Origin of the sequence: Polyangium sp. 15x6 (genome assembly GCF_029960785.1) — a bacterium.
Lineage (GTDB): Bacteria > Myxococcota_A > Polyangia > Polyangiales > Polyangiaceae > Polyangium.
In genome coordinates this window covers 33,172-51,769 of the sequence record NZ_JASBQE010000043.1, presented here as the reverse complement: position 1 = coordinate 51,769, position 18,598 = coordinate 33,172, and the positions used below count along the sequence as shown (strand labels likewise).

Here is an 18,598-nt window from a genome sequence, read left to right as displayed (position 1 = left end):
CCACCAGGGGCTGTCCGCCCCTGGACCCGGACCAGCCAGGGGCTGGACCCAGGACGATGAACTGCGCGATGCGCAGTTCATCGCACAGGCCGCGTCAAGACCGCAAGCCACCCTGCCAACCAAGCCAGCCGCGCCGACCTTTCGACCGGCGACGTAGTCCCGCTGGAAGAACTGCGCATCGCGCAGTTCTTCCACCCAGGGTCCAGCGCTTGCGCTGGTCCGGGTCCAGGGGTGGACAACCCCTGGTCGGGGCCCGGGGTGAAACCCCGGCGCGGCGCGATCAGGGCGCGATCAGCACGCAGCCCAGGCGGGCTGATTCGTTCCGGGGCAGCTCCTGCGAATCCGTGGAGACCCAGTGATAATAGATGTGGTAGGTCCCGGGCACGACTGGCTTTGCCACGTAGGTTGCGTCGCCGGGCCTTCCTAGCATCACGCTGTCTCCGGTTTGCAGGTTCCGGAGGCGCACTGCGCTGCTCTTGTCGCCTGCTGCTGGCACGCTCCCGTTGACCGTGATGGCGCCGTTCAGCGTGACTGCGGGAATGTCGACGTTGAACGTTTCCGAGCTCGTCAGCGTGACTCCGGTCTTGATTCGGGCGCCCTCGTTTCGCGGCAGCTCCTGCGAATCCGTCGTGTCCCAGTGATAATAGACGTCGTAGGTCCCGGGCACGATCAGCTTCGCCACGTAGGTTGCGTCGCCGGGCCTCCCCAGGAGCACGCTGTCTCCCGTCTCCTGGTTCCGGAGCCGCACCGAGCTGCTCTTGGTCCCTGCTGCTGGCACGCTCCCGTTGACCGTGATGGCCCCGCTCAGCGTGATCGTGGTGATGTCGACGTTGAACGTCTGCGAGCTCGTCAGCATGACACCGGTCTTGAGCCGCACGCCCTCGTTCCGCGGCAGCTCCTGCGAATCCGACGTGTCCCAGTGATAATAGACGTCGTAGGTCCCGGGCACGATCAGCTTCGCCACGTAGGTTGCGGTGCCAAGCCTCCCCAGCATCACGCTGTCTCCCGTCTCCTGGTTCCGGAGCCGCACCGCGCTGCTCTGGTTCCCCGCTGCCGGCACGCTGCCGTTGACCTTGATCGCGCCGCTCAGCGTGATTGCGGGAATATCGACGTTGAACGTCTGCGAGTTCGTCAGCTTGATACCGGTCTTGAGCCGCACGCCCTCGTTCCGCGGATACTCCTGCGAATCCGTCGTGTCCCAGTGATAATAGAGATCGTAGGTCCCGGGCACGATCTGCTTCGCCACGTAGGTTGCGGCGCCGAGCCTCCCCAGCATCACGCTGTCTCCGGTCTCCTGGTTCCGGAGCCGCACCCCGCTGCCCTGGTTCCCCGCCGCCGGCACGCTCCCGTTGACCGTGATGGCACCGCTCAGCGTGATCGTGGAGATATCGACGTTGAACGTCTGCGAGCTCGTCAGCGTGACACCGGTCTTCAGCAGGACGCCCTCGTTCCGCGGATACTCCTGCGAATCCGAGGTGTCCCAGTGATAATACAGGTCGTAGGTCCCGGGCACGATCAGCTTCGCCACGTAGGTTGCGGTGCCGAGCCTCCCCAGCATCACGCTGTCTCCGGTCTCCTGGTTCCGGAGCCGCACCCCGCTGCTCTGGTTCCCTGCCGCCGGCACGCTGCCGTTGACCTTGATCGCGCCGCTCAACGTGATTGCGGGGATATCGACGTCGAACGTCTGCGAGCTCGTCAGCGTGACACCGGTCTTGAGCCGCACGCCCTCGTTCCGCGGATACTCCTGCGAATCCGTCGTGTCCCAGTGATAATAGAGATCGTAAGTCCCGGGCACGATCGACTTGGCCACGTAGGTTGCGTCGCCGAGCCTCCCCAGCATCACGCTGTCTCCGGTCTCGAGGTTCCGGAGCCGCACCGCGCTGCGATTGTTCCCCGTCGCCGGCACGGCGCCGTTGACCGTGATGGCGCCGCTCAGCGTGATCGCGGGGATGTCGATGTTCGCGTTGTCGAGATCCTCCAGCTTGGGGCAGGGGGGCGGCATCTCACCGCCGGCACCGGCTTCTCCGCCGCCGGCACCGGCGACTCCGCCGCTGCCGCCGCCGCCGCCGCCGCTGCCGCCGCCGCCGCCGCCGCCGCCGCCGCTGCCGCCAGGCGTCCCACTCGGGGGCGAACTCGAGCAGGCCGTGCAGAGCACGGCGAGACATAGAAGAAAGCGCACCACCCAGATACTTCCGACGAGTTTGTTCATTCGCTATCCTCGTGATCCGAAGGCGTAAGGAGATGGGGAGCGGGGCGACGCCCCAACCACCGTTCGGCGGCGTAGCGACCGCCCCGTAGCCTGCCCAAGACGGCGGATCGCCCTCCAAGTTTTGTCATTTCTCGTGCCAGCCGCCGCGCGCGTGTGCTCCGATCGACGAAGCAGAGCGCCGCACTACCCCTGCGCCGGTCCGCCGCCCGACGGGTCCTCGCTCGTCGTCTCGGCGGGCGGCGTGATCTCCTCGCCGGCGAGCGCGCGGGTCGTCGGACGCACCCGCTCGGACAGGTCCTTGCGACCGGCCAGACGGAAGAGGCCGACGAGGGTGTCGGTGATGCCCTGGTGGTCCTCGATCCACCCGAGCACCTGGCTGTCACGACGGCCGAGCTGATCGGCGAGCTCCTGCTCCTCGCGCAGCATGGTCGCGAGGGCTTGAGCGAGGGTGTGGGCCTTGGTGTCCAGGGTCGCGGCCATGGCGGCGCTGTCGAAGGTGACGCCCTCCACGGTGACCAGGAAGGGCTTGTTCGTCATCAGGTCCGACACGCTCCGCGCGTGGCTCGCGAGCTCGCGGGGCGCGCGCGGGGTCTCTCCCGCGAGGCCGTAGGTGTGGAGCCCGGCGGTGCCGAGCGCGTCCGAGACCATCGATTTGACGCGCACGGCGGCGCGGAGCAGGTCCGCGGCGGCCGCGTCGCGCGCCTCGCGCACGCCGACGTCGTCGGCGCGCTCCGCGAGGACACGCAGCTCCGCCTGGTCGAGGGACTGGGACGAGGCGCCGAGGGTATCCGTCAAGAACGCGAGGAGGATCTGAAAGACCTCCTTCGTCGCTTTCGTATTCGCCCCTTGCACGAAGCTCGCGCGCGCCGCGAGGTTCTCGGCGACGTGCTCGGCGTGTGTCTTCGCCGCGTTGATGACGTGCCCGCTCGATTGAATGCGGTTATCGACCTGCCTCGACTTCTTCGCCACGAACGACCTCCCTCATGAAACGCGCCCGAGCTTTCAGAGCCGGGCGTCGAGGGGGGCAGCTTACGAGTCCAGATCCCAAACTGTCCAGCTCGGACGCCTCGCGAAGGTGTTCCGCGAGACTGGAGGCACGATCCCGACGCTCGCGGAGGCGTTCCGTCGGCGGAACGGCGGCTTCGCGGGGGTCGATTTGGGCTTCCGTTGGCGGAAAATCGGCTTCGCGGGGGTCGATCGGGCGTTCCGTTGGCGAAACGGCGGCTCCGCGGGGGTCGATCGGGTGTTCCGTTCCGGCACGGCGGGGGCGCGGGGGTCGATCGGGGTTTCCGTTCGGGAGAGGGCGGCGGCGCGGGGGGCGGGAGGCGGATTTTTGGGCGCGAGACGGCTTCGCGGGGGTCGCGGAGGGGAGATTTGGTGACATGGATTGCTCTCGGCCGCCGGCGTCTTCCGCAGACGAGCTAAGCGGCGGCTTGCTCCCAGGCGGCAGCGAGGACGAGGATGCGCGCGTTCTCGGAGACGTTTTCGAGGAAGCTCCGGCGCAGCTCGGGGTCCTGGATCTTCGCCGCGCGCGAGAGCAAGAGGTCGCGGGCCTCGAGCAGCACGGTCCGCGCGCGGGCGTGATGGCCCGTCGCGTGGAGCGCCTCGGCGTGGACGAGGCGCAGGTACATGTCATGAGGTCCGATCCCGCCGCTCGCGTCGCGCCGCGTGACCGCGTCCTCGGTGAGACGGAGCGCCTCGTCCGCGCGCTGCTGCCGAAGGAGGATGGCCGCGAGCCTCGCCTCCGCCGCCGCGCGCCAGGGCGTCGTGCCCGAGAGGGCCTTGGCCGCGTGCGCCTCGCGCTCCGCCGCGTCGAGGTCATCGGCGCGCAGGAGGATGGAAGCAAGGTTCTCTCGGGCGATGCTTTCGTAATAAGGGCTGCCCAGCGTGACCGTGAAGTCTCGGACGCTCTCCGCGAGCACGCGCGCCTCCTCCAGGGCCCCGCGTTCCGCGAGCGTAGACGCGAGAAGGCTCCTCCACCCGACGGAATACAAACCAGACTCCTCGTCGCCTCGAGGTAAAGCGCGCACGTCCTCCTCCACGCGCGCGTACGCCCCGAGGAACATGAACAACGCATCGATGGTCAAGCGGCTCGAGGCCGCATGCAACCGATCGCCGGCTTGCTCATAACTCGCCAGGGAAGCCTTGGCGGCCGTGAGGCCTGCCCAGAGATTCCCATCGTAAAGGAGCGCCAAGCTCCGCTGTTCCTGCAGCTTGCCCCGGACCCAAGGGTCGTCCTCCGCGATCCGGCTGCCCACCTGCTCCATCCGCGTCATGTAGGGCCAGGCGAGGTCATGCCTGCCGAGCAATATCAGGGCTTTGAAGAGGAGCCCGAGAGCATAGACGAAGTGTCTTGCGCATGCGGGGCTCGGCTCCACATCGAACGGGGCCAGAACGTCGTTGGAGAACGCGCTGGGCTCATTGGACAGCGCGGCGCTCAGGACCCTGTATGCCATTGCGGTGTACCAGAGCGGCTGGCGCGGCGTCAGCCCCTGCAGGGCCTCGTCCATGTCCGGTCCGACCAGCGCCCATTCCCCATTCCACGCGCGGGCTTCGCCCCGGACGAGCAGGAGCTCCGAGCGAAGCATCCTCGGTGCGCCACAGGCGAGGCCACGCTCGACGCAGGCGATCGCCCCGCGCAGGTCATTGGCGTCGAGCATCTGCCTCGACGCCGCGAGATACCACGCCGCCGCGCGCTCCGGGCTCTTTCCCCGCTCGAAATGCTCCGCCAGGCGCAATGCGTCGCCCTCGCCCCATTGCAAGAGCCACTCTCCCGCGAGCCGATGCCCGAGCGTGCGGTCGGGCTCCGTCAGCATCGCATACGCCCCCTCCCGCAGGAGCGAATGCCGGAACGTATACTCTTCCTCCCCCGGAAACCGGCTCACCTCGCTGCGTTGCACGACCTCGCGCGCGGCCAGCATGTCGAGCCACTCGTGCGCGCGGAGCGCCTCATCCCCCTCGCCGAGCAGGTGCTCCACGCCGCCGCACCAGAAGACCTCCCCGAACACGCTGGCCGCGCGTAACACGCGCCGCGCGTCGGACGGGAGAGCTGCGAGGCGCGCCTCGACCATGGCCAGCACGGTCTCCGGCAATTGCTCCCCGTGCCCCTCGGCCACCGCTCGGATGAGCTCCTCCAGGAAAAACGGATGGCCCGCGGCGCGCTGCACGATTTGCGCGATCGTCCGAGGCTCGGCCGTACCCCCGAGCGCACTTCGAGCGAGCTCCTCCGCGGCACGTGGGGTCAGCTCGCCCAGGCGAATCTCGGACAACCCCCGCTCGGCCCATACCTTGGGAAACACGTCGTGCACCTCGGGACGACCGAACGCCGCCACGACGAGCGGCTTGCCCGCGAGGTCCCGCAACGCCGCGTCGATGAGCTTCACCGAGGGAAGATCGCCCCAGTGCAGGTCATCGAGGACGAGCAAGACCGGATGCGCGTCGCACGCGGCGGCCATGAATTGCCGGAAGGAGAATTGAATCTGATCAGCCATGAGCCGCGCATCGAGGCGCGCGGCGCGAAGCTTCGCGCTGTCGGTGTCGGGGAAGGGCGTGCCCATCATCTCGCCGAGAAACGCGGCCACGTGGCGGACCTCGGGCTCGGCCACGTGGCGCGCGACCCGCTCGGTGAGCTTGCGCCTTCGCTCGTCGATGGACTCGTGGCCCGCGATCACGAACGCATGGCGCAATGCCGAGCCAATGAGAGAAAACGCCGACCCTTTGCTCATCGTGTCGCCGCGCCCGATCCACACGTCGACCCCGGGATGGCGCTGGAAGGCCGCGCGAACGAACTCCTGGCGAAGGCGGGACTTTCCAATTCCAGGCGGCCCGGTCACGAGCACCGCGCGTGCGATGCCCTCGGCGATGGCTTCGTCGAGCAGGTCGAGGAGGGCGCGCAGCTCTCGTCCGCGCCCCACGAAGGGACTCGGTTTGCCGAGCAAGGTGCGCGCCGTCGCGCTGATTTCCTCTTCGCGGTGGAGTTCCAGCCCGCTCGGCCCACGCACCACCACGAAGCGCGCGTCGAAAAGCCCCGCGGTCACCTCGTCGACGAGCACCCAGCGCCCCGCCGCGCGCAGGAGCGCGGCGGCCCGATCGATGACCTGTCCGACCGGCAAAGCCTCCGCGACCTCGCCGAGGCCAGTCGCGATCGCAACGGGCACGTCCGGCGCTCGCAGGCGCATCTGGAGCGCGCATCGCGCCGCCCGCGCCGCCACATCCGACGCGCTCGCCGCATTCATGAAGACCGCCAGCATCGAGCCGTCCGCCAGCCATTCGACATGCGCGCCGAACGTCTCCGCGGCCGACTCCAGCGCCCCTCGGCTGGTGCGCGTGGATTCGACGTCCTCCTCGGCCACCGCGCCGACGGCGACGATGCTCAGCAATCGTTGCTCGCTCCTCGTCAGCGCCTCCGCGGGCGGCACCTCGGAGAGCCACGACCAAGCGTCCCGCGCATCGAGACAGGCGAGCGCCTCCGCGACCTCCCCCGCATCGGCGAGCCGATCGGCCGGATCCTTCGCCAGCATGCACGCGACCAGCGCTTCGAGCCGCACCGACACCTCGGGCCGGATTTTCCGCAGGGGCGGAGGATCTTCGAGCAAGACCTTCGCCAGGATGGCCATCACGTGCTCGCCCTGGAATGCGGGCTGTCCGGTCAAGCACTCGAACAACACGGCGCCGAGCGCGAAGACATCGACGCGCGCGTCGAGCGAAGGCGCGCCGCGCGCCTGCTCGGGCGCCATGTAGCTCGGCGTTCCCAGCACGACGCCCGTTCGGGTGAATCGTGGCGAAAGCGGCATACGCGCGAGGCCAAAATCGAGCAATTTGACGCGATCGAGCGCGCCATCCACGAGAAAGACGTTGCCCGGCTTGATATCGCGGTGCACCACGCCGCGCGCATGCGCCGTCGCGAGGGCCGAGGCTGCCGCGCTGAGGACGGCGACGCTCTCTTCGATCGTGAGCTTCCCGCGCGCGAGCCGTGCGCCGAGATCCTCTCCCGCGAGCCATTCCATGGCGAGGAAGGGCTCGCCCGCGCCGGTGATGCCGTGCATGATGTACCGGACGATGCCCGGATGATCGAGCCCAGCGAGCACACGCGCCTCCATATCGAACCGCGCGATGTCGCGGGGCTCCCGGTCATGGAGCACCTTGACGGCCACCGGCTCGCTGGAGAGGCGATCGTGCGCCCGGAAGACCGAGCCCATTCCCCCCGAGCCGGCAAGCCGCTCGATGACGAACCGATCGTCGATGACGTCTCCCGACTGCATGCGCCTCCTTCGGCGCGCTACAACCTAAGGCCACACGAGCCACGATCCGAATCCCCAGGGAGGCACGACATGCGCGAACCGTACCCGCCTCGCGAGCCCTACGAAACCGGCATGCTCGACGTCGGCGATGGCCAGTCGATCCATTGGGAAGTTTCTGGCAACCCGAACGGGAAGGCCGCGGTCGCCCTCCATGGCGGGCCGGGGGGAGGCAGCAGCGCGGGGCGGCGTCGCTGGTTCGATCCGGACCGCTACCGGCTCGTCCAGTTCGACCAGCGCGGCTGCGGCCGGAGCACGCCCCACGCCGGCGATTTCTCGACCGACCTGAAGGCAAACACGACCCACCACCTGATCGCGGACATCGAGCGACTCCGCGAGCACCTCGGGATCGAGCGCTGGCTCGTCTGGGGCGCGTCGTGGGGCGTCACGCTCGGGCTTGCCTATGCCGAGCGTCATCCCGAGCGGGTCTCCGAGATGATTCTCCTCTCGATCGCGCTGACCCGCCGGGCCGACGTCCGGTGGTTCAGCCACGATGTCGGGCGGTACTTCCCGGAGGAATGGGCCCGCTTTCGGGCCGGCGTTCCAGCGGCCGACCGCGACGGCGACCTGGTCGCGGCCTACGACCGGCTCCTGAACGAGCACGCGGATCCTCGCGTCCGGCTCCAGGCAGCCCGCGATTGGGTTGCCTGGGAGGATGCGTTGCTGTCGCTCGAAGAGGGGTACGTCTCGCCCAATCCACGCTGGTCCGACGAACGATACATGATCGCCTTCGCCCGCCTGGTGACGCACTACTTTTCGCACGCCGCGTGGCTCGAAGAGGACGAGCTCGTCCGAAATGCATCACGGCTGGCAGGGATTCCGGGCGTCCTCCTCCACGGCCGGCTCGACCTCGCCGGGCCGGCGGACGTCGCCTGGCAGCTCGCCCAAGCATGGCCGGGCGCAGAGCTCCACTTCGTGCCCGGCGGGCATACCGGCGACGCGGAGATGAGTCGTCTTCAGCTCGAGGCGACCGATCGTTTTGCGGGCACTAACGGCAATTCGTGAACACGTCGCGCAGGAGCACCTCGCCGAGCTTCTCGTGCCCCTTCGGCCCGAAATGCAGCCCGTCCTTGAAGGGCACGGCATAGTCGGGGCAGATCAAGTTCGGGTTGCCGCACGAGAGCAGCGCGAACGCGTCGACCACGTGATCGACCTCGCCCGCGGCCTTGCGCGCCCGGATCCAATCGTTCACCTGCGCCGTGGCCGCCGCCCGCTTGTCGTTCCAGTATTTGGAAAAACCACCCCAGGGCGCGACGGTCAGCGCGACGACCTGCATGTTGCGCCCCTTCGCGAGGGCGTACATGCCGGCGAGGTCGGCCTGGATGAGCTTGGGCGTGCGGAAGGCCGTCTCGTCGCTGTAGAGGTCGTTCACGCCGCCGAAGATGATCACGTGCGTGTAGGCCGGTTTGTCCGAGGGCGCAGGCTCGCCGAGGACGTCCCGCGCGAAGCGGCGGTGCATCTGGTTCACCATCTGTCCGCCGATGCCGTAATTGTCGAACCGGCTCTCGGGGCAATGCGCGCGCAGGGAATCGAGGAACTTTCCGCCGTGGGAGCGGGCATCCGTGAGGGAATCGCCCATCGCCGCGACGATGTAGGCGCGGCGAGAATCGCGGGGCGGCGCGGGAGCGGGAACGGGGGCGGCCGCGGATGCGGATGCCGGCGCGGATGCGGAAGTGGCCACGGGCGCGCGTTCCGCGCTGGGCGAAGTCTTCGGATTCGATGCGCTCTCCGCGCAGCCGGAGCAAGCAAGCGCGGCGAGGACGAACAGCGAAGCAGGGCGAAGGCGACGCATGGCTTCGCGTTCTTATCACGGCCCCGGCGCGATCGAACGGCGGCGCCTCGATCGTCAACGAATCGACTCTGATCGACGCACCGACCACCCTCCGTAACGTCACCCGGACAAGGACAAAATCCTGCTAGCGGGGCCCGCCCGAGTTGCGCTACCAAGGACGCTGGCACAGGGCCGGAAGAGGCGAGGGACGAAAAAGATGCGACCGATCAAGTGGACGTTTTCAATGTTGTTCTCCCTCGGGCTCGGGTTCGGCGTCGCGGCCTGCGGAGGTGGGCAGACGCCCCCTCCCCCGGCCTCGCCGCAACCCGAGGTCACGGCCGCGCAGCCCATCGCGACCGCGCCCGCGGCGCCCACGCCCACGCCCACGGCCGCGCCGACGGCGGCCGCGAGCATCGAGCCGAAGCCCGGCAAGTACACGACCGAGGTCGTCGTCCACCAGGCGGAGATTCACGGCAAAGTCAAGTCGAAGGCGGGCAAGAAGTTGCTCATCGAGCCGCTCGTGGCGACGAGCCAAACCGTCCCGCAGAAGGGCAACAGGGCCGAGGTTTTCCGCGTCGTCGGCAAGGAAGGCGCCGAGAGCGACTGGCTGCTCGTGGCCGAAGGCGAGGTCGGCGAGACCTGGGTCCAGGGCAAGAACCTCGAGGTCACCGTGAACGACGAGAAGGACGCCCCCATCGACGGCAAGAAGGCCTTCCATTTCGCCCCAGGGACGATGGTGCGATTGCGCTGGCAATGGTAGACGCGCCGCCTCGTCGGCTCGGTTGACGGACCCGCTCGCGCCCCCCCATAATCCGCCGCCTCTTTCGACGCTCGGGGGCCACGCTCGGACAAGCCGAGCTGCGCCCCCGAACCCCCGACCCTACGGCGCCTGGGGTTACCCCAAGGAGATCACACGTGTCGCATCCCCCGCTCACGCACCTGTCCGAGGAAGAGACGCTCTTCCGCGACTCGGTGCTCGACTTCGCGAAGAAGCGCGTCGCGCCGCTCGTCAGCGAGATGGACGAGAAGGGCGCGCTCGATCCCGCGCTCCTGCCGCCCCTGTTCGAGCTCGGCCTGATGGGTGTCGAGATCCCCGAGAACTACGGCGGAGCCGGTTCGAGCTTCTTCAACGCGATCCTCGCCGTCGAGGCGCTCGCCGTCGTCGACCCGAGCGTGAGCGTGCTCGTGGACGTGCAAAACACGCTCGTCGCGAACGCGCTCCTCCGCTGGGCAAACGACGCCCAGAAGGAGAAGTACCTGCCCCGTCTCTGCAAGGACTGGGTGGGCTCGTACGCGCTCAGCGAGGCCGCAAGCGGCTCGGACGCGTTCGCCCTGCAAGCCCGCGCGACGCAGAAGGACGGTCGCTGGGTGCTGAACGGTCGCAAGCTCTGGATCACGAACGCGAACGAGAGCTCGCTCTTCCTGGTGCTCGCGAACGTGGACCCGTCGAAGGGCTACCGCGGCATCACGGCGTTCCTCGTCGAGCGGAGCTTCCCGGGTTTCTCCGTGGGCAAGAAGGAGAACAAGCTCGGCATCCGCGCGTCGAGCACGTGCGAGCTCGTCCTCGAGGACTGCGAGGTGCCCGCCGAGAACGTGCTCGGCGAGGTGGGCAAGGGCTACAAGATCGCGATCGAGACGCTGAACGAGGGCCGCATCGGCATCGGCGCGCAGATGATCGGTCTGTGCCAAGGCGCGTTCGATCAAGCGATGCGGTACATGGGCGAGCGCAAGCAGTTCGGCCAGACGATCGCGAGCTTCCAAGGGATGCAGTTCCAGTACGCGCGCGTCGCGACGGAGATCGAGGCGGCGCGGCTGATGGTCTACAACGCCGCGCGGCGCAAGGACGCAGGTCTGCCGTTCGTGAAGGAAGCAGCGATGGCAAAGCTGTTCGCGTCGGAGGTCGCCGAGCGCACGGCGTCGCTCTGCGTGGAGTTCTTCGGCGGCGTGGGCTTCACGAAGGAGTTCCCCGCGGAGAAGTTCTACCGCGACGCGAAGATCGGCAAGATCTACGAGGGGACGTCGAACATGCAGCTCGCCACGATCGCAAAGCTCCTGCAGAGCGAGTACGAGGTGAAGGGATGACCGTCTGCCCCCGCTGCGGCGCGCGAGCGACCTACGTGGGGGTCTTGACGGTGGAGTGCGCGACGCGGGGCTGCCCAAACTTCCGGGAGCCCCCGCCCACTCCCCCCGCGGCCACGCCCCCGGCCAAGGACACCCCCACAACCGAGGCCCGCACCGAAAAATCCCCCGAAGACGAGGAGCTACTCGCCTCGATGCTCGAAGGCGGTTTTTTTTAGAGGGAAGCGCCTCGCCGGGGTTTCACCCCGGACCCGACCAGGGGCTGTCCGCCCCTGGACCCGGACCAGCCAGGGGCTGGACCCAGGACGATGAACTGCGCGATGCGCAGTTCATCGCACAGGCCGAGTCAAGACCGCGAGCGACCCTGCCAACCAAGACAGCAACGCTGCGTCGCGACGGGCGGGGCGATCTCACCGGCCCGTTGGAAGAACTGCGCGGAGCGCAGTTCTTCCACCAAAGGTCCAGCGCTGGCGCTGGTCCGGGTCCAGGGGCGGACAGCCCCTGGTGGGGCCTGGGGCGACGCCCCAGCGCAGCGGTTCAGCCTGGCAACCGCTTGATCGGCGGGGAGAAGCGCGACGTCACCCACCGCGCGATCCGCGGAAACCAGAGCGCGACGCCATACGAGCGCGGATACACGATCCGCGCCTTCTTCCTCTCGACGGCCCGCACCACGAGCCGCGCGAGCTCGTCCGCCGTGCCGACGGGCGAGAGCTTCGACGTGAGCGTGTGCTCGTACTTGTCGTAGCCCTTGCGCCCCATGTCCGTGTCGACTGGCCCCGGATATACGGTGACGACGTGCACGCCCGTGCCGCGCAGCTCGCCCCGCAGGCCCTCGGAAGCATTCGCCAGGGCGCCCTTCGAGGCATTGTAATAATACATGCCCGGCATGGGTGTGACCGCCGCCATGGAGGCGATGTCGACGATCGCCCCGCTGCGCCGCGCGATCATGCCCGGCAAGACGGCGCGCGTGAGGCGCAGCGGCGTGAGGACGTTGAGGCGCAGGAGCATCTCGCCCGCGTCGACGGCGGCGAGCTCCGTCGGCTCGATGTTCTGCACGCCCGCGTTGTTCACGAGCACGTCGATGGGACCGAGCTCCTTCTCGGCTGGCGCGATCCAGTCCGTCGCGCGCTCCGGCAAGGAGAGGTCGGCCTGGTGGAGGAAGGCCCGGCCCGAGAGCTCGCGCGCGATGGCGTCGAGCCGATCCTTGCGACGCGCGACGAGCGAGAGGACCGCGCCCTTCGCGGCGAACGCGCGCGCCAAGGCCTCCCCGATGCCGACGGACGCACCCGTGATGGCGACGTGCATGGCGAGGCCTTACTACGAAGGCGCCGCCGATGCACGCTACGCCATGATCGTGACCATGCGGAAGATCGGCGCCGCGAGCGCTTCGTCGCCGCGCACGACGGCTTCGGCTCGTGCCTTCGTGGGGTCGAGACCCTTCGTCCAGAGCCGCCATGCGCGATCCGCGTCGAGCTCGACCGTCGTTTGCGCCGGCGTTTCGCGTGAGGCCACGAGCTCCCACCGATCCGCGGCGCGCACGAGCTGCCACGTACCGCCCGCTTCGCCTGTGATCACGATATCGACCCCGGCGCCGTCCGCGGCCGGGACATCACGATAGGCGTGCGGGGCGCCTCGCAGGAAGGCGTCGATCACCGGGTGCATGTAGCGCCGCTCCTTCAGGCCGGGCTTGCCCACGGCGTCGCGGATCTGCTGCTGGTGATGCCATTTCTCCGTGAACTCGCGGGCCACGTCGAACCAGTTCTGCGACCACTCCTCGCCTGCCCACGCCACGCTGAAGATCGCTGGGCCCTCGGGATCGAGACCCTCGAAGAGCACGGCGACCTCCTCGTCGGCGTGGCGGAGCATGTCCATGAGCATGCGCGGCGAGAGCCTGCGCGCTGCCAGCATCCACTCCGTGTTGAGCCGCTGGATGAACTCGACCATCGCCTCGAACGAGCGGATCTCGGGCGCTGGGATGACGTGCCCGTCCCGCTGGAACGACAGGCGCCGGAGGGATCCGTCGAGCAGGTGCGCCGCGAGATCCTTCACGTCCCGCGTCGCGTGGACCGTCGGCTTGCTCCAGTCGTCCGAACCGAGCGAACCGAGCAGGTCGTGGAGGGCTCGCGAGACGTCGCGAAAGAGGTGCGCGGTGGGGATGGGGGGCAGAGGCGTCACGCGGCGACTCTACCCCGCTTCCCGTGGGAAAACTATTGCCGGCAGCAGCGGAAGCCGATGTTCGGAAGGAGCGTACCCTCGGCCGCGCGGGCCGGGAGCTCCATGGTGCAGGCGAGCCCGAGCGCGGGAGAGATGTACGAACCGCCGTGAAGCTGGAAGATGCGGTTCGGCGCGGCCGCGGCGTTCGTCTGCGTGCGCGTCCATTCGGTCACGTTGCCCGAGAGATCCCGCGGCCCCGCGCCCGAGACGCACGCCGCGAGGCTCCCCGTCGGTACGGCCGCGCCCATGGCCGCGGGGTTGTCCACGCCGAGGCATGCCATCGCGTCGTACGTCGCGCCGTACGGATACAGCATGCTCGCCGGGCCGCGGCAGGCCGCTTCGAGCTCGACGGCGCTGCACAGGCGGAAACCGGGCCCGCGCGCCGCGCACGCGGCCTCGGCCTCGGCGAACGACCCGCCCGTCCAGGGCAACACCTGTGGCTTGCTGCAGGCCACCGATTCGAGGATGCCGGCCGCCTGCATGCTCGCGTCGGGCCGCGAGGCCTCGTAACGATCCACGAAGGCGGGCGGGTTCGAGCCGGGGATCGGATCCATCTCGAAGGCCGAGGGATCGAGCTCCTCGTCGACGAACCCGTCGCAATCGTCGTCCACGCCGTTGCAGAGCTCGGCCGTCGGCGGCGCCGCGTCGGGCAGGACCGAGAGATCGCAGATCGTCGTGGCCGGGTTTTGCGGATCGCAGACGACCTTGCCGACGTCGACGCACTTGCCGAGGCCGCCATCGTCGCAGGCCGAGCCGAGCTCCTGGAACCACTCGTCGACGCTGCCGTCGCAGTTGCCGTCGATCCCGTCGCAGCGGGTCTCGGTGATGCGCACGAAGCCGGAGACGACCTCGACCTCGGGCGGATACACGCACGACCAGCCCGCCGCGCCGTTGCAGACGACCATCGTCCCCTCGCAGGGCGTCCCGGCCGTCACGGTGCAGAGGTTCGAGGGCGCGGTGAGATCCGGATCGGCCGAATCGACCTTGCCGTCGCAATCGTCGTCGATGCCGTTGCATTGCTCGGGGCCGAGCACCGGCACCGGGCAGGCGTACTCGCAGCCGTTTTTCGGGTCCCCGTCGACGTCGTACGAGCCGGCGACGCAGGTGTCGACGACGCAGACGCCCTGCTCGCAGCGCGGGAACGCGCTCGGCAGGAGGCATTTGTTGGCGCACGCGCCGCAGTTGTCGACGTCGTTCAGGAGGTCGGCGTCGCAGGGCGGCCCGCCGCCCACCTGCGTAAAACCGCCGAACCCGATTCCACCTTCGCCGCCCTCACCGCCCACACCGCCCACGCCGCCGGAGGCGCCGCTGCCCGAGGGCTCCGCGCCGCAGGAGAAGCAAAACGCGTCGTCCACGCAGCCGCTCCCGAAGAGGACGGCGAACATGCTCGGCAACAAGGCAGCGAAGACCCCGAGCCGCATCGTTCGTCCCGCTTTCATGCCGCCTCCTTGCGCGACGCGCGCGCGCCGCGGCGACGACCGAGGCCCATGCACGCGAGAGCGACGAGCCCCGCGATCACGGCCGTGTTCTGCCGCTCGTCGGCCACGACGCCGCACGTGCAACCGCCGCCGCCCGTGGCCAATCCATACGCGTCGTCGTTCGACGCGCCGGCGCTGCCCGTGGTGGTCGTGGAACCACCGCCGATGCCGCCATCGCCGCCATTCCCGCCGCTACCGCCCTCGCCGCCCGCGCCGCCCATGCCGCCGTCGGGCGCGTTTACGCAGATGCCGTCCACGCAGACCTGGCCCGGGTTGCAGTTCACGTCATCGCACGTCGCCTTGAGGCAATACCCGTCGTCGTTGCACGACAGGCCCGGCGGGCACGGGAATTCACCGCCCGTGCAGGGGATCGCGCATTGCGCCTCGATGCATTTGCTGTCGCCGGGACAGGGCGCCATGTTGTCAGCCGCGCCGTCGCAGTCCTCGTCGAGCCCGTTGCAGAGCTCCTCCTTCGGACCGACGAAGCCCACGCACACGGGCATGGCGTTGATGCAGAGCATGGTGCCGAGCTGGCAAGGGCTCTGATCGTTCGGCGCCATGAGCTCGCCGCAGGGAATGCCGAAGATCGTCGGCTGGTTCGTCGAGACGTCCGGCTCCTCGTCGATGTTGAAATCGCAGTCGTTGTCGACGCCGTCGCAGACCTCGGGCGACGGGATGCAGCTCGGGCAATCGAGCGGCAGGCCCGCGGCGTCCTCGTCGACGAGGCCGTCGCAATCGTCGTCCATGCTGTTGCACACCTCGGCCGTGGGCGTCGCGCCCGGGTCCGTGATGCCGCACTCGGTGCCAGAGCCGTCGGCCTTGCAGACGTACGTGCCGACGCCGAGGCAGACGCCGATCTCGCCGTCCGTGCAGGGCTGGCCCTTCTCGGGGAAATCCTCGTCGATGAGGTTGTCGCAATCGTCGTCGAGGCCGTTGCAGAGTTCGAACTTCTGGTTCTGCCCGATGATCTGCGCGAGCGCGTTCGCGAGCTCGCTCTTCGACGACACGAAGAACGCCTGGCCCGTGCCGCCGGCGGCCGCGATCTGGTTGAGCTGCGTCTGCTCGCTCGGGAGCACGGAGAAGCCGATCACGTAGGTCGGGACGGGTTTTCCGTTGATGCCCGCGAGCAGCGCCGCCGCGGCGGCCTGGGGGTTGCCCTGGCAGCTCTCGGCGCCGTCCGTGAGCAGAATCGCGGCGTACGATCGGCACGCCGCGGCGCTGTCGCAGGTGACGACGGGCTTGAGGTAATCGTGCGTCGCCTGGAGCGCGCCGGCGAGCGGCGTCGGACCCGAGCCACGCACCTCGCAGTTCCCCATGGAGCAGTGGTTGCCTTCCGGGGTGGTCGCGTCGAACATCGCGTCGGCGTCCTCGACGCCGTCGAGCCATTTCAGATACCGGTTGACGGGCTGGTTGAACCCGACGAGGAACTGCGCGCCGCGCCGCGGAGGACCGCAGGATCCGGCGTAGTTGATGCAGTCCGAGGTCGGGGTCATCTCCATCGCCTCCTTCGGCCAGCCGATCGGGATGTTCCCGGTGAACGTCGCGTTGTTCGGGTACCCCGCGCTCGGATAGAGCTGCGAGAGGACGCACTGGTTGTCCGGGTACACCGAGGGGTACGGCGGCGGGAGGTTGTCCGAGGGATCGTCATACGAGCAGCAGCTCTGCGCGCACTCGAAGTTCGCCGCGGACTGGCAGCTCCGGTTGACGCCGACGTCCTGGTAATACCGGGCGAGCGCATAATCGCTCTCCGGGAAGGCGCTGAGCACCTGCGTGAGCGCCTGCTTCGCGATGAACAGGCGGGAATTGTTGCCCGCCGTCGTGTCGGGATCACTGCCCGTATCGACGCCCGGATAATCGAGCGAGCCGTCGCCGAAGGTGGGGTTGCCCGCGAGGTCGTTCAGCATCGAGCCCGACGTGTCGAGCACGAGCGCGAAGCGCGGGCGCGCGTCCGACGCCGGCACGAGGCACTGCGCGGGGTCGTAATTGCAGATCTGCGGGACGCCGTTCAGGCACGCCTGGACCATCGACCCGTCCGGGCAGGGGATCACGCCGAGGTCCTCGTCGACCATGCCGTCGAAATCGTTGTCCCAGCCGTCGCAGATCTCGCCGACGTAGGCGCTGTCGATCTGGAGCTCGCCCGCGCCGCCGCCCGCCTCGCCGGCGCAGATCGGGCAGATGCCGCCGTTCGCGCCACGCACGTCGAAGATCGCCTGCGGGTGGATGGTGCCGACGCGCGACTGCACGTTGATGATGCCGCCGCCGCCGCCGCCCGCGCAATCGTCGCAGGTGCCGTTGTTCTGCGTGGCGCGGCACTCGACCTCGTTGTCCATCGGGTCGATCGGCGTGCACTCTTTCGCGCCGTTCGCGCAGACAAAGCCGAGGTCGCCGCCGAGGTTCTGGCACGTCTGCCCGAGCAGCGCGTTGCATTGCGCGCTCGAGGTGCACGGCGTGCAGTTGCAGGGGCTGCAGCGGCCTGCCTGGCAGGTTTGTCCGGCGCCGCAGTCGGCGTTCACCGTGCAAGGCAGGCATTTCGGCTGCGAGTCGCCGCCGCGGCCTCCGTGGGCGCTGATGCGCGCGGTGCTGGCCACGTTCACGTGATCGCCGATGAGCAGGATCGATCCGCCCGCGCCGCCGCCCGCCGAGTCGTTGCCGACGGCGCAGCCGCGGTGTCCGTCGGCGCTGATCCCGCCGGCGATGTCGATCACGCCGTTCTGGGCCGCCGTCGCCGCGAAGAGCACGATCCGCCCGCCGCCGCGCCCCGCGCGGAGCCCCGCCTCGTAGCCGTCGCGACACCCCTTGTCGCCGCCGGCCGCGCCGAACTCGACCTCGTAGATGCTGTGTCGGTACGGCAGGCCCGCGACCGTGGGGAACCCGTCGCCCGCGCCGTTCGCGCTGTTCGTCGTGCCGTAACAGACGGCCTTGTTCGGATCGTTCGCCGCGACGCAGGAGCTGCCGTTTGCCGCGAGGTTGCCGCAGTCCTCCTCCCACTCCTGCGGGAACTCGCACGCGGTCGCGGATCCCATGATCTGGCAGTCCTTCGTGCCGCGCCCGCCCTGGCCGAAATGCGCGCCGCCGCCGCCGGAATCGAGCACCGAGCAGCCGCCGCGCCCGCCGGCGAGGGGCGACGTCGCGGGTCCCTCGCCATCGTTGCAGAGAAGCCCTCGATACCCCGCGCCCTTCGCGATGATGCGCGAGGTCGCGTCGATGGTGATCTGGTTGGCTTTGAGGACGAGGTTGCCCGTGGTGGTCTTGTTCGTCCCGTCGTAGGGGGCGACGCAGACGAGAGCGCCCTTGGTCAAGGACACGACGCCGAACGTTTTTTCACCGCCGTAACGACAGGCGACGTTCTGCGCGGGGGTCGCGTTGACCTGGCAGAGTCGATCCACGGGCGTGCCGCCGTCGGGGCACACCGCGGGCCCGGCGACGCTGCCGTCGAGGATCAGGTCCGCGGCGTAGGCACGCGGACCGAGGAGGAGGAGAACGGCGAGCACCGCGAAGGCGCACGCGTAGGCGCGAAAGCGTAACATGCCAGCAGAGCAATCTAGAGGAG

12 protein-coding genes are annotated in these 18,598 nt (G+C 69.0%); 4 read left to right on the top strand and 8 right to left on the bottom strand.

What is annotated here, in order from left to right; translation table 11 throughout:
• Positions 1-280: 280 nt before the first annotated feature.
• The 3 genes from QHF83_RS28260 to QHF83_RS28250 all read right to left on the bottom strand — a co-directional run bounded on the left by QHF83_RS28260 (position 281) and on the right by QHF83_RS28250 (position 7,470).
• Positions 281-2,209, bottom strand: coding sequence for a hypothetical protein (locus tag QHF83_RS28260; RefSeq protein ID WP_282421070.1), 1,929 nt, complete (start codon positions 2,207-2,209; stop codon positions 281-283).
• A 183-nt stretch (positions 2,210-2,392) separates the two neighbouring features.
• Positions 2,393-3,178, bottom strand: a complete 786-nt coding sequence (locus QHF83_RS28255) for a hypothetical protein (RefSeq protein ID WP_282421069.1) — start codon at positions 3,176-3,178, stop codon at positions 2,393-2,395.
• Positions 3,179-3,630: 452 nt separating this feature from the next.
• Entirely contained in the window at positions 3,631-7,470 is a 3,840-nt protein-coding gene (locus QHF83_RS28250; protein ID WP_282421068.1) for a serine/threonine-protein kinase, read from the bottom strand.
• Between the two features lie 69 nt (positions 7,471-7,539).
• Between QHF83_RS28250 and pip the strand changes: the two genes are divergently transcribed.
• A complete protein-coding gene (gene pip, locus QHF83_RS28245) occupies positions 7,540-8,511 on the top strand; it encodes a prolyl aminopeptidase (protein ID WP_282421067.1) in 972 nt (323 codons plus the stop codon).
• Here the strand turns inward: pip and QHF83_RS28240 are convergent.
• On the bottom strand, positions 8,495-9,298 hold the full coding sequence (locus QHF83_RS28240; RefSeq protein ID WP_282421066.1) for a GDSL-type esterase/lipase family protein: 804 nt from the start codon (positions 9,296-9,298) through the stop codon (positions 8,495-8,497). The two genes, pip and QHF83_RS28240, sit on opposite strands and share 17 nt — an antisense overlap.
• Before the next feature lie 223 nt (positions 9,299-9,521).
• Between QHF83_RS28240 and QHF83_RS28235 the strand changes: the two genes are divergently transcribed.
• The 3 genes from QHF83_RS28235 (at position 9,522) to QHF83_RS28225 (ending at position 11,574) form a co-directional block, all read left to right on the top strand.
• Positions 9,522-10,037 carry a hypothetical protein gene (locus QHF83_RS28235; RefSeq protein ID WP_282421065.1) on the top strand — a complete coding sequence of 172 codons (516 nt, stop codon included), beginning with the start codon at positions 9,522-9,524 and terminating at the stop codon, positions 10,035-10,037.
• Between the two features lie 155 nt (positions 10,038-10,192).
• Entirely contained in the window at positions 10,193-11,359 is a 1,167-nt protein-coding gene (locus QHF83_RS28230) for an acyl-CoA dehydrogenase (protein WP_282421064.1), read from the top strand.
• Positions 11,356-11,574: a hypothetical protein gene (locus QHF83_RS28225; protein WP_282421063.1), complete on the top strand. Its 219-nt coding sequence runs from the start codon at positions 11,356-11,358 to the stop codon at positions 11,572-11,574. Before QHF83_RS28230 ends, QHF83_RS28225 begins: the two co-directional genes overlap by 4 nt.
• A gap of 319 nt (positions 11,575-11,893) precedes the next feature.
• Here QHF83_RS28225 and QHF83_RS28220 read toward each other — a convergent pair whose 3' ends face one another.
• The 4 genes from QHF83_RS28220 to QHF83_RS28205 are packed head-to-tail and all read right to left on the bottom strand — an operon-like array spanning position 11,894 to position 18,575.
• Positions 11,894-12,661 (bottom strand): SDR family NAD(P)-dependent oxidoreductase, encoded by a 768-nt coding sequence (locus QHF83_RS28220; RefSeq protein WP_282421062.1) that lies wholly within the window; start codon positions 12,659-12,661, stop codon positions 11,894-11,896.
• 36 nt (positions 12,662-12,697) lie between these two features.
• Complete coding sequence (locus tag QHF83_RS28215) at positions 12,698-13,531, bottom strand: maleylpyruvate isomerase N-terminal domain-containing protein (protein WP_282421061.1); 834 nt, start codon at positions 13,529-13,531, stop codon at positions 12,698-12,700.
• Positions 13,532-13,563: 32 nt separating this feature from the next.
• Positions 13,564-15,009 (bottom strand): MopE-related protein, encoded by a 1,446-nt coding sequence (locus QHF83_RS28210; protein ID WP_282421060.1) that lies wholly within the window; start codon positions 15,007-15,009, stop codon positions 13,564-13,566.
• On the bottom strand, positions 15,006-18,575 hold the full coding sequence (locus QHF83_RS28205) for a MopE-related protein (RefSeq protein ID WP_282421059.1): 3,570 nt from the start codon (positions 18,573-18,575) through the stop codon (positions 15,006-15,008). Before QHF83_RS28205 ends, QHF83_RS28210 begins: the two co-directional genes overlap by 4 nt.
• Positions 18,576-18,598: the final 23 nt, after the last annotated feature.

What these genes read in the sequence shown, in the direction of transcription:
- QHF83_RS28260 (WP_282421070.1), bottom strand. Translation starts at nt 2,209, where the DNA reads ATGAACAAACTCGTCGGAAGTATCTGGGTGGTGCGCTTTCTTCTATGT.
- QHF83_RS28250 (WP_282421068.1), bottom strand. Translation starts at nt 7,470, where the DNA reads ATGCAGTCGGGAGACGTCATCGACGATCGGTTCGTCATCGAGCGGCTT.
- pip (WP_282421067.1), top strand. Translation starts at nt 7,540, where the DNA reads ATGCGCGAACCGTACCCGCCTCGCGAGCCCTACGAAACCGGCATGCTC.
- QHF83_RS28240 (WP_282421066.1), bottom strand. Translation starts at nt 9,298, where the DNA reads ATGCGTCGCCTTCGCCCTGCTTCGCTGTTCGTCCTCGCCGCGCTTGCT.
- QHF83_RS28235 (WP_282421065.1), top strand. Translation starts at nt 9,522, where the DNA reads ATGTTGTTCTCCCTCGGGCTCGGGTTCGGCGTCGCGGCCTGCGGAGGT.
- QHF83_RS28225 (WP_282421063.1), top strand. Translation starts at nt 11,356, where the DNA reads ATGACCGTCTGCCCCCGCTGCGGCGCGCGAGCGACCTACGTGGGGGTC.
- QHF83_RS28220 (WP_282421062.1), bottom strand. Translation starts at nt 12,661, where the DNA reads ATGCACGTCGCCATCACGGGTGCGTCCGTCGGCATCGGGGAGGCCTTG.
- QHF83_RS28210 (WP_282421060.1), bottom strand. Translation starts at nt 15,009, where the DNA reads ATGAAAGCGGGACGAACGATGCGGCTCGGGGTCTTCGCTGCCTTGTTG.
- QHF83_RS28205 (WP_282421059.1), bottom strand. Translation starts at nt 18,575, where the DNA reads ATGTTACGCTTTCGCGCCTACGCGTGCGCCTTCGCGGTGCTCGCCGTT.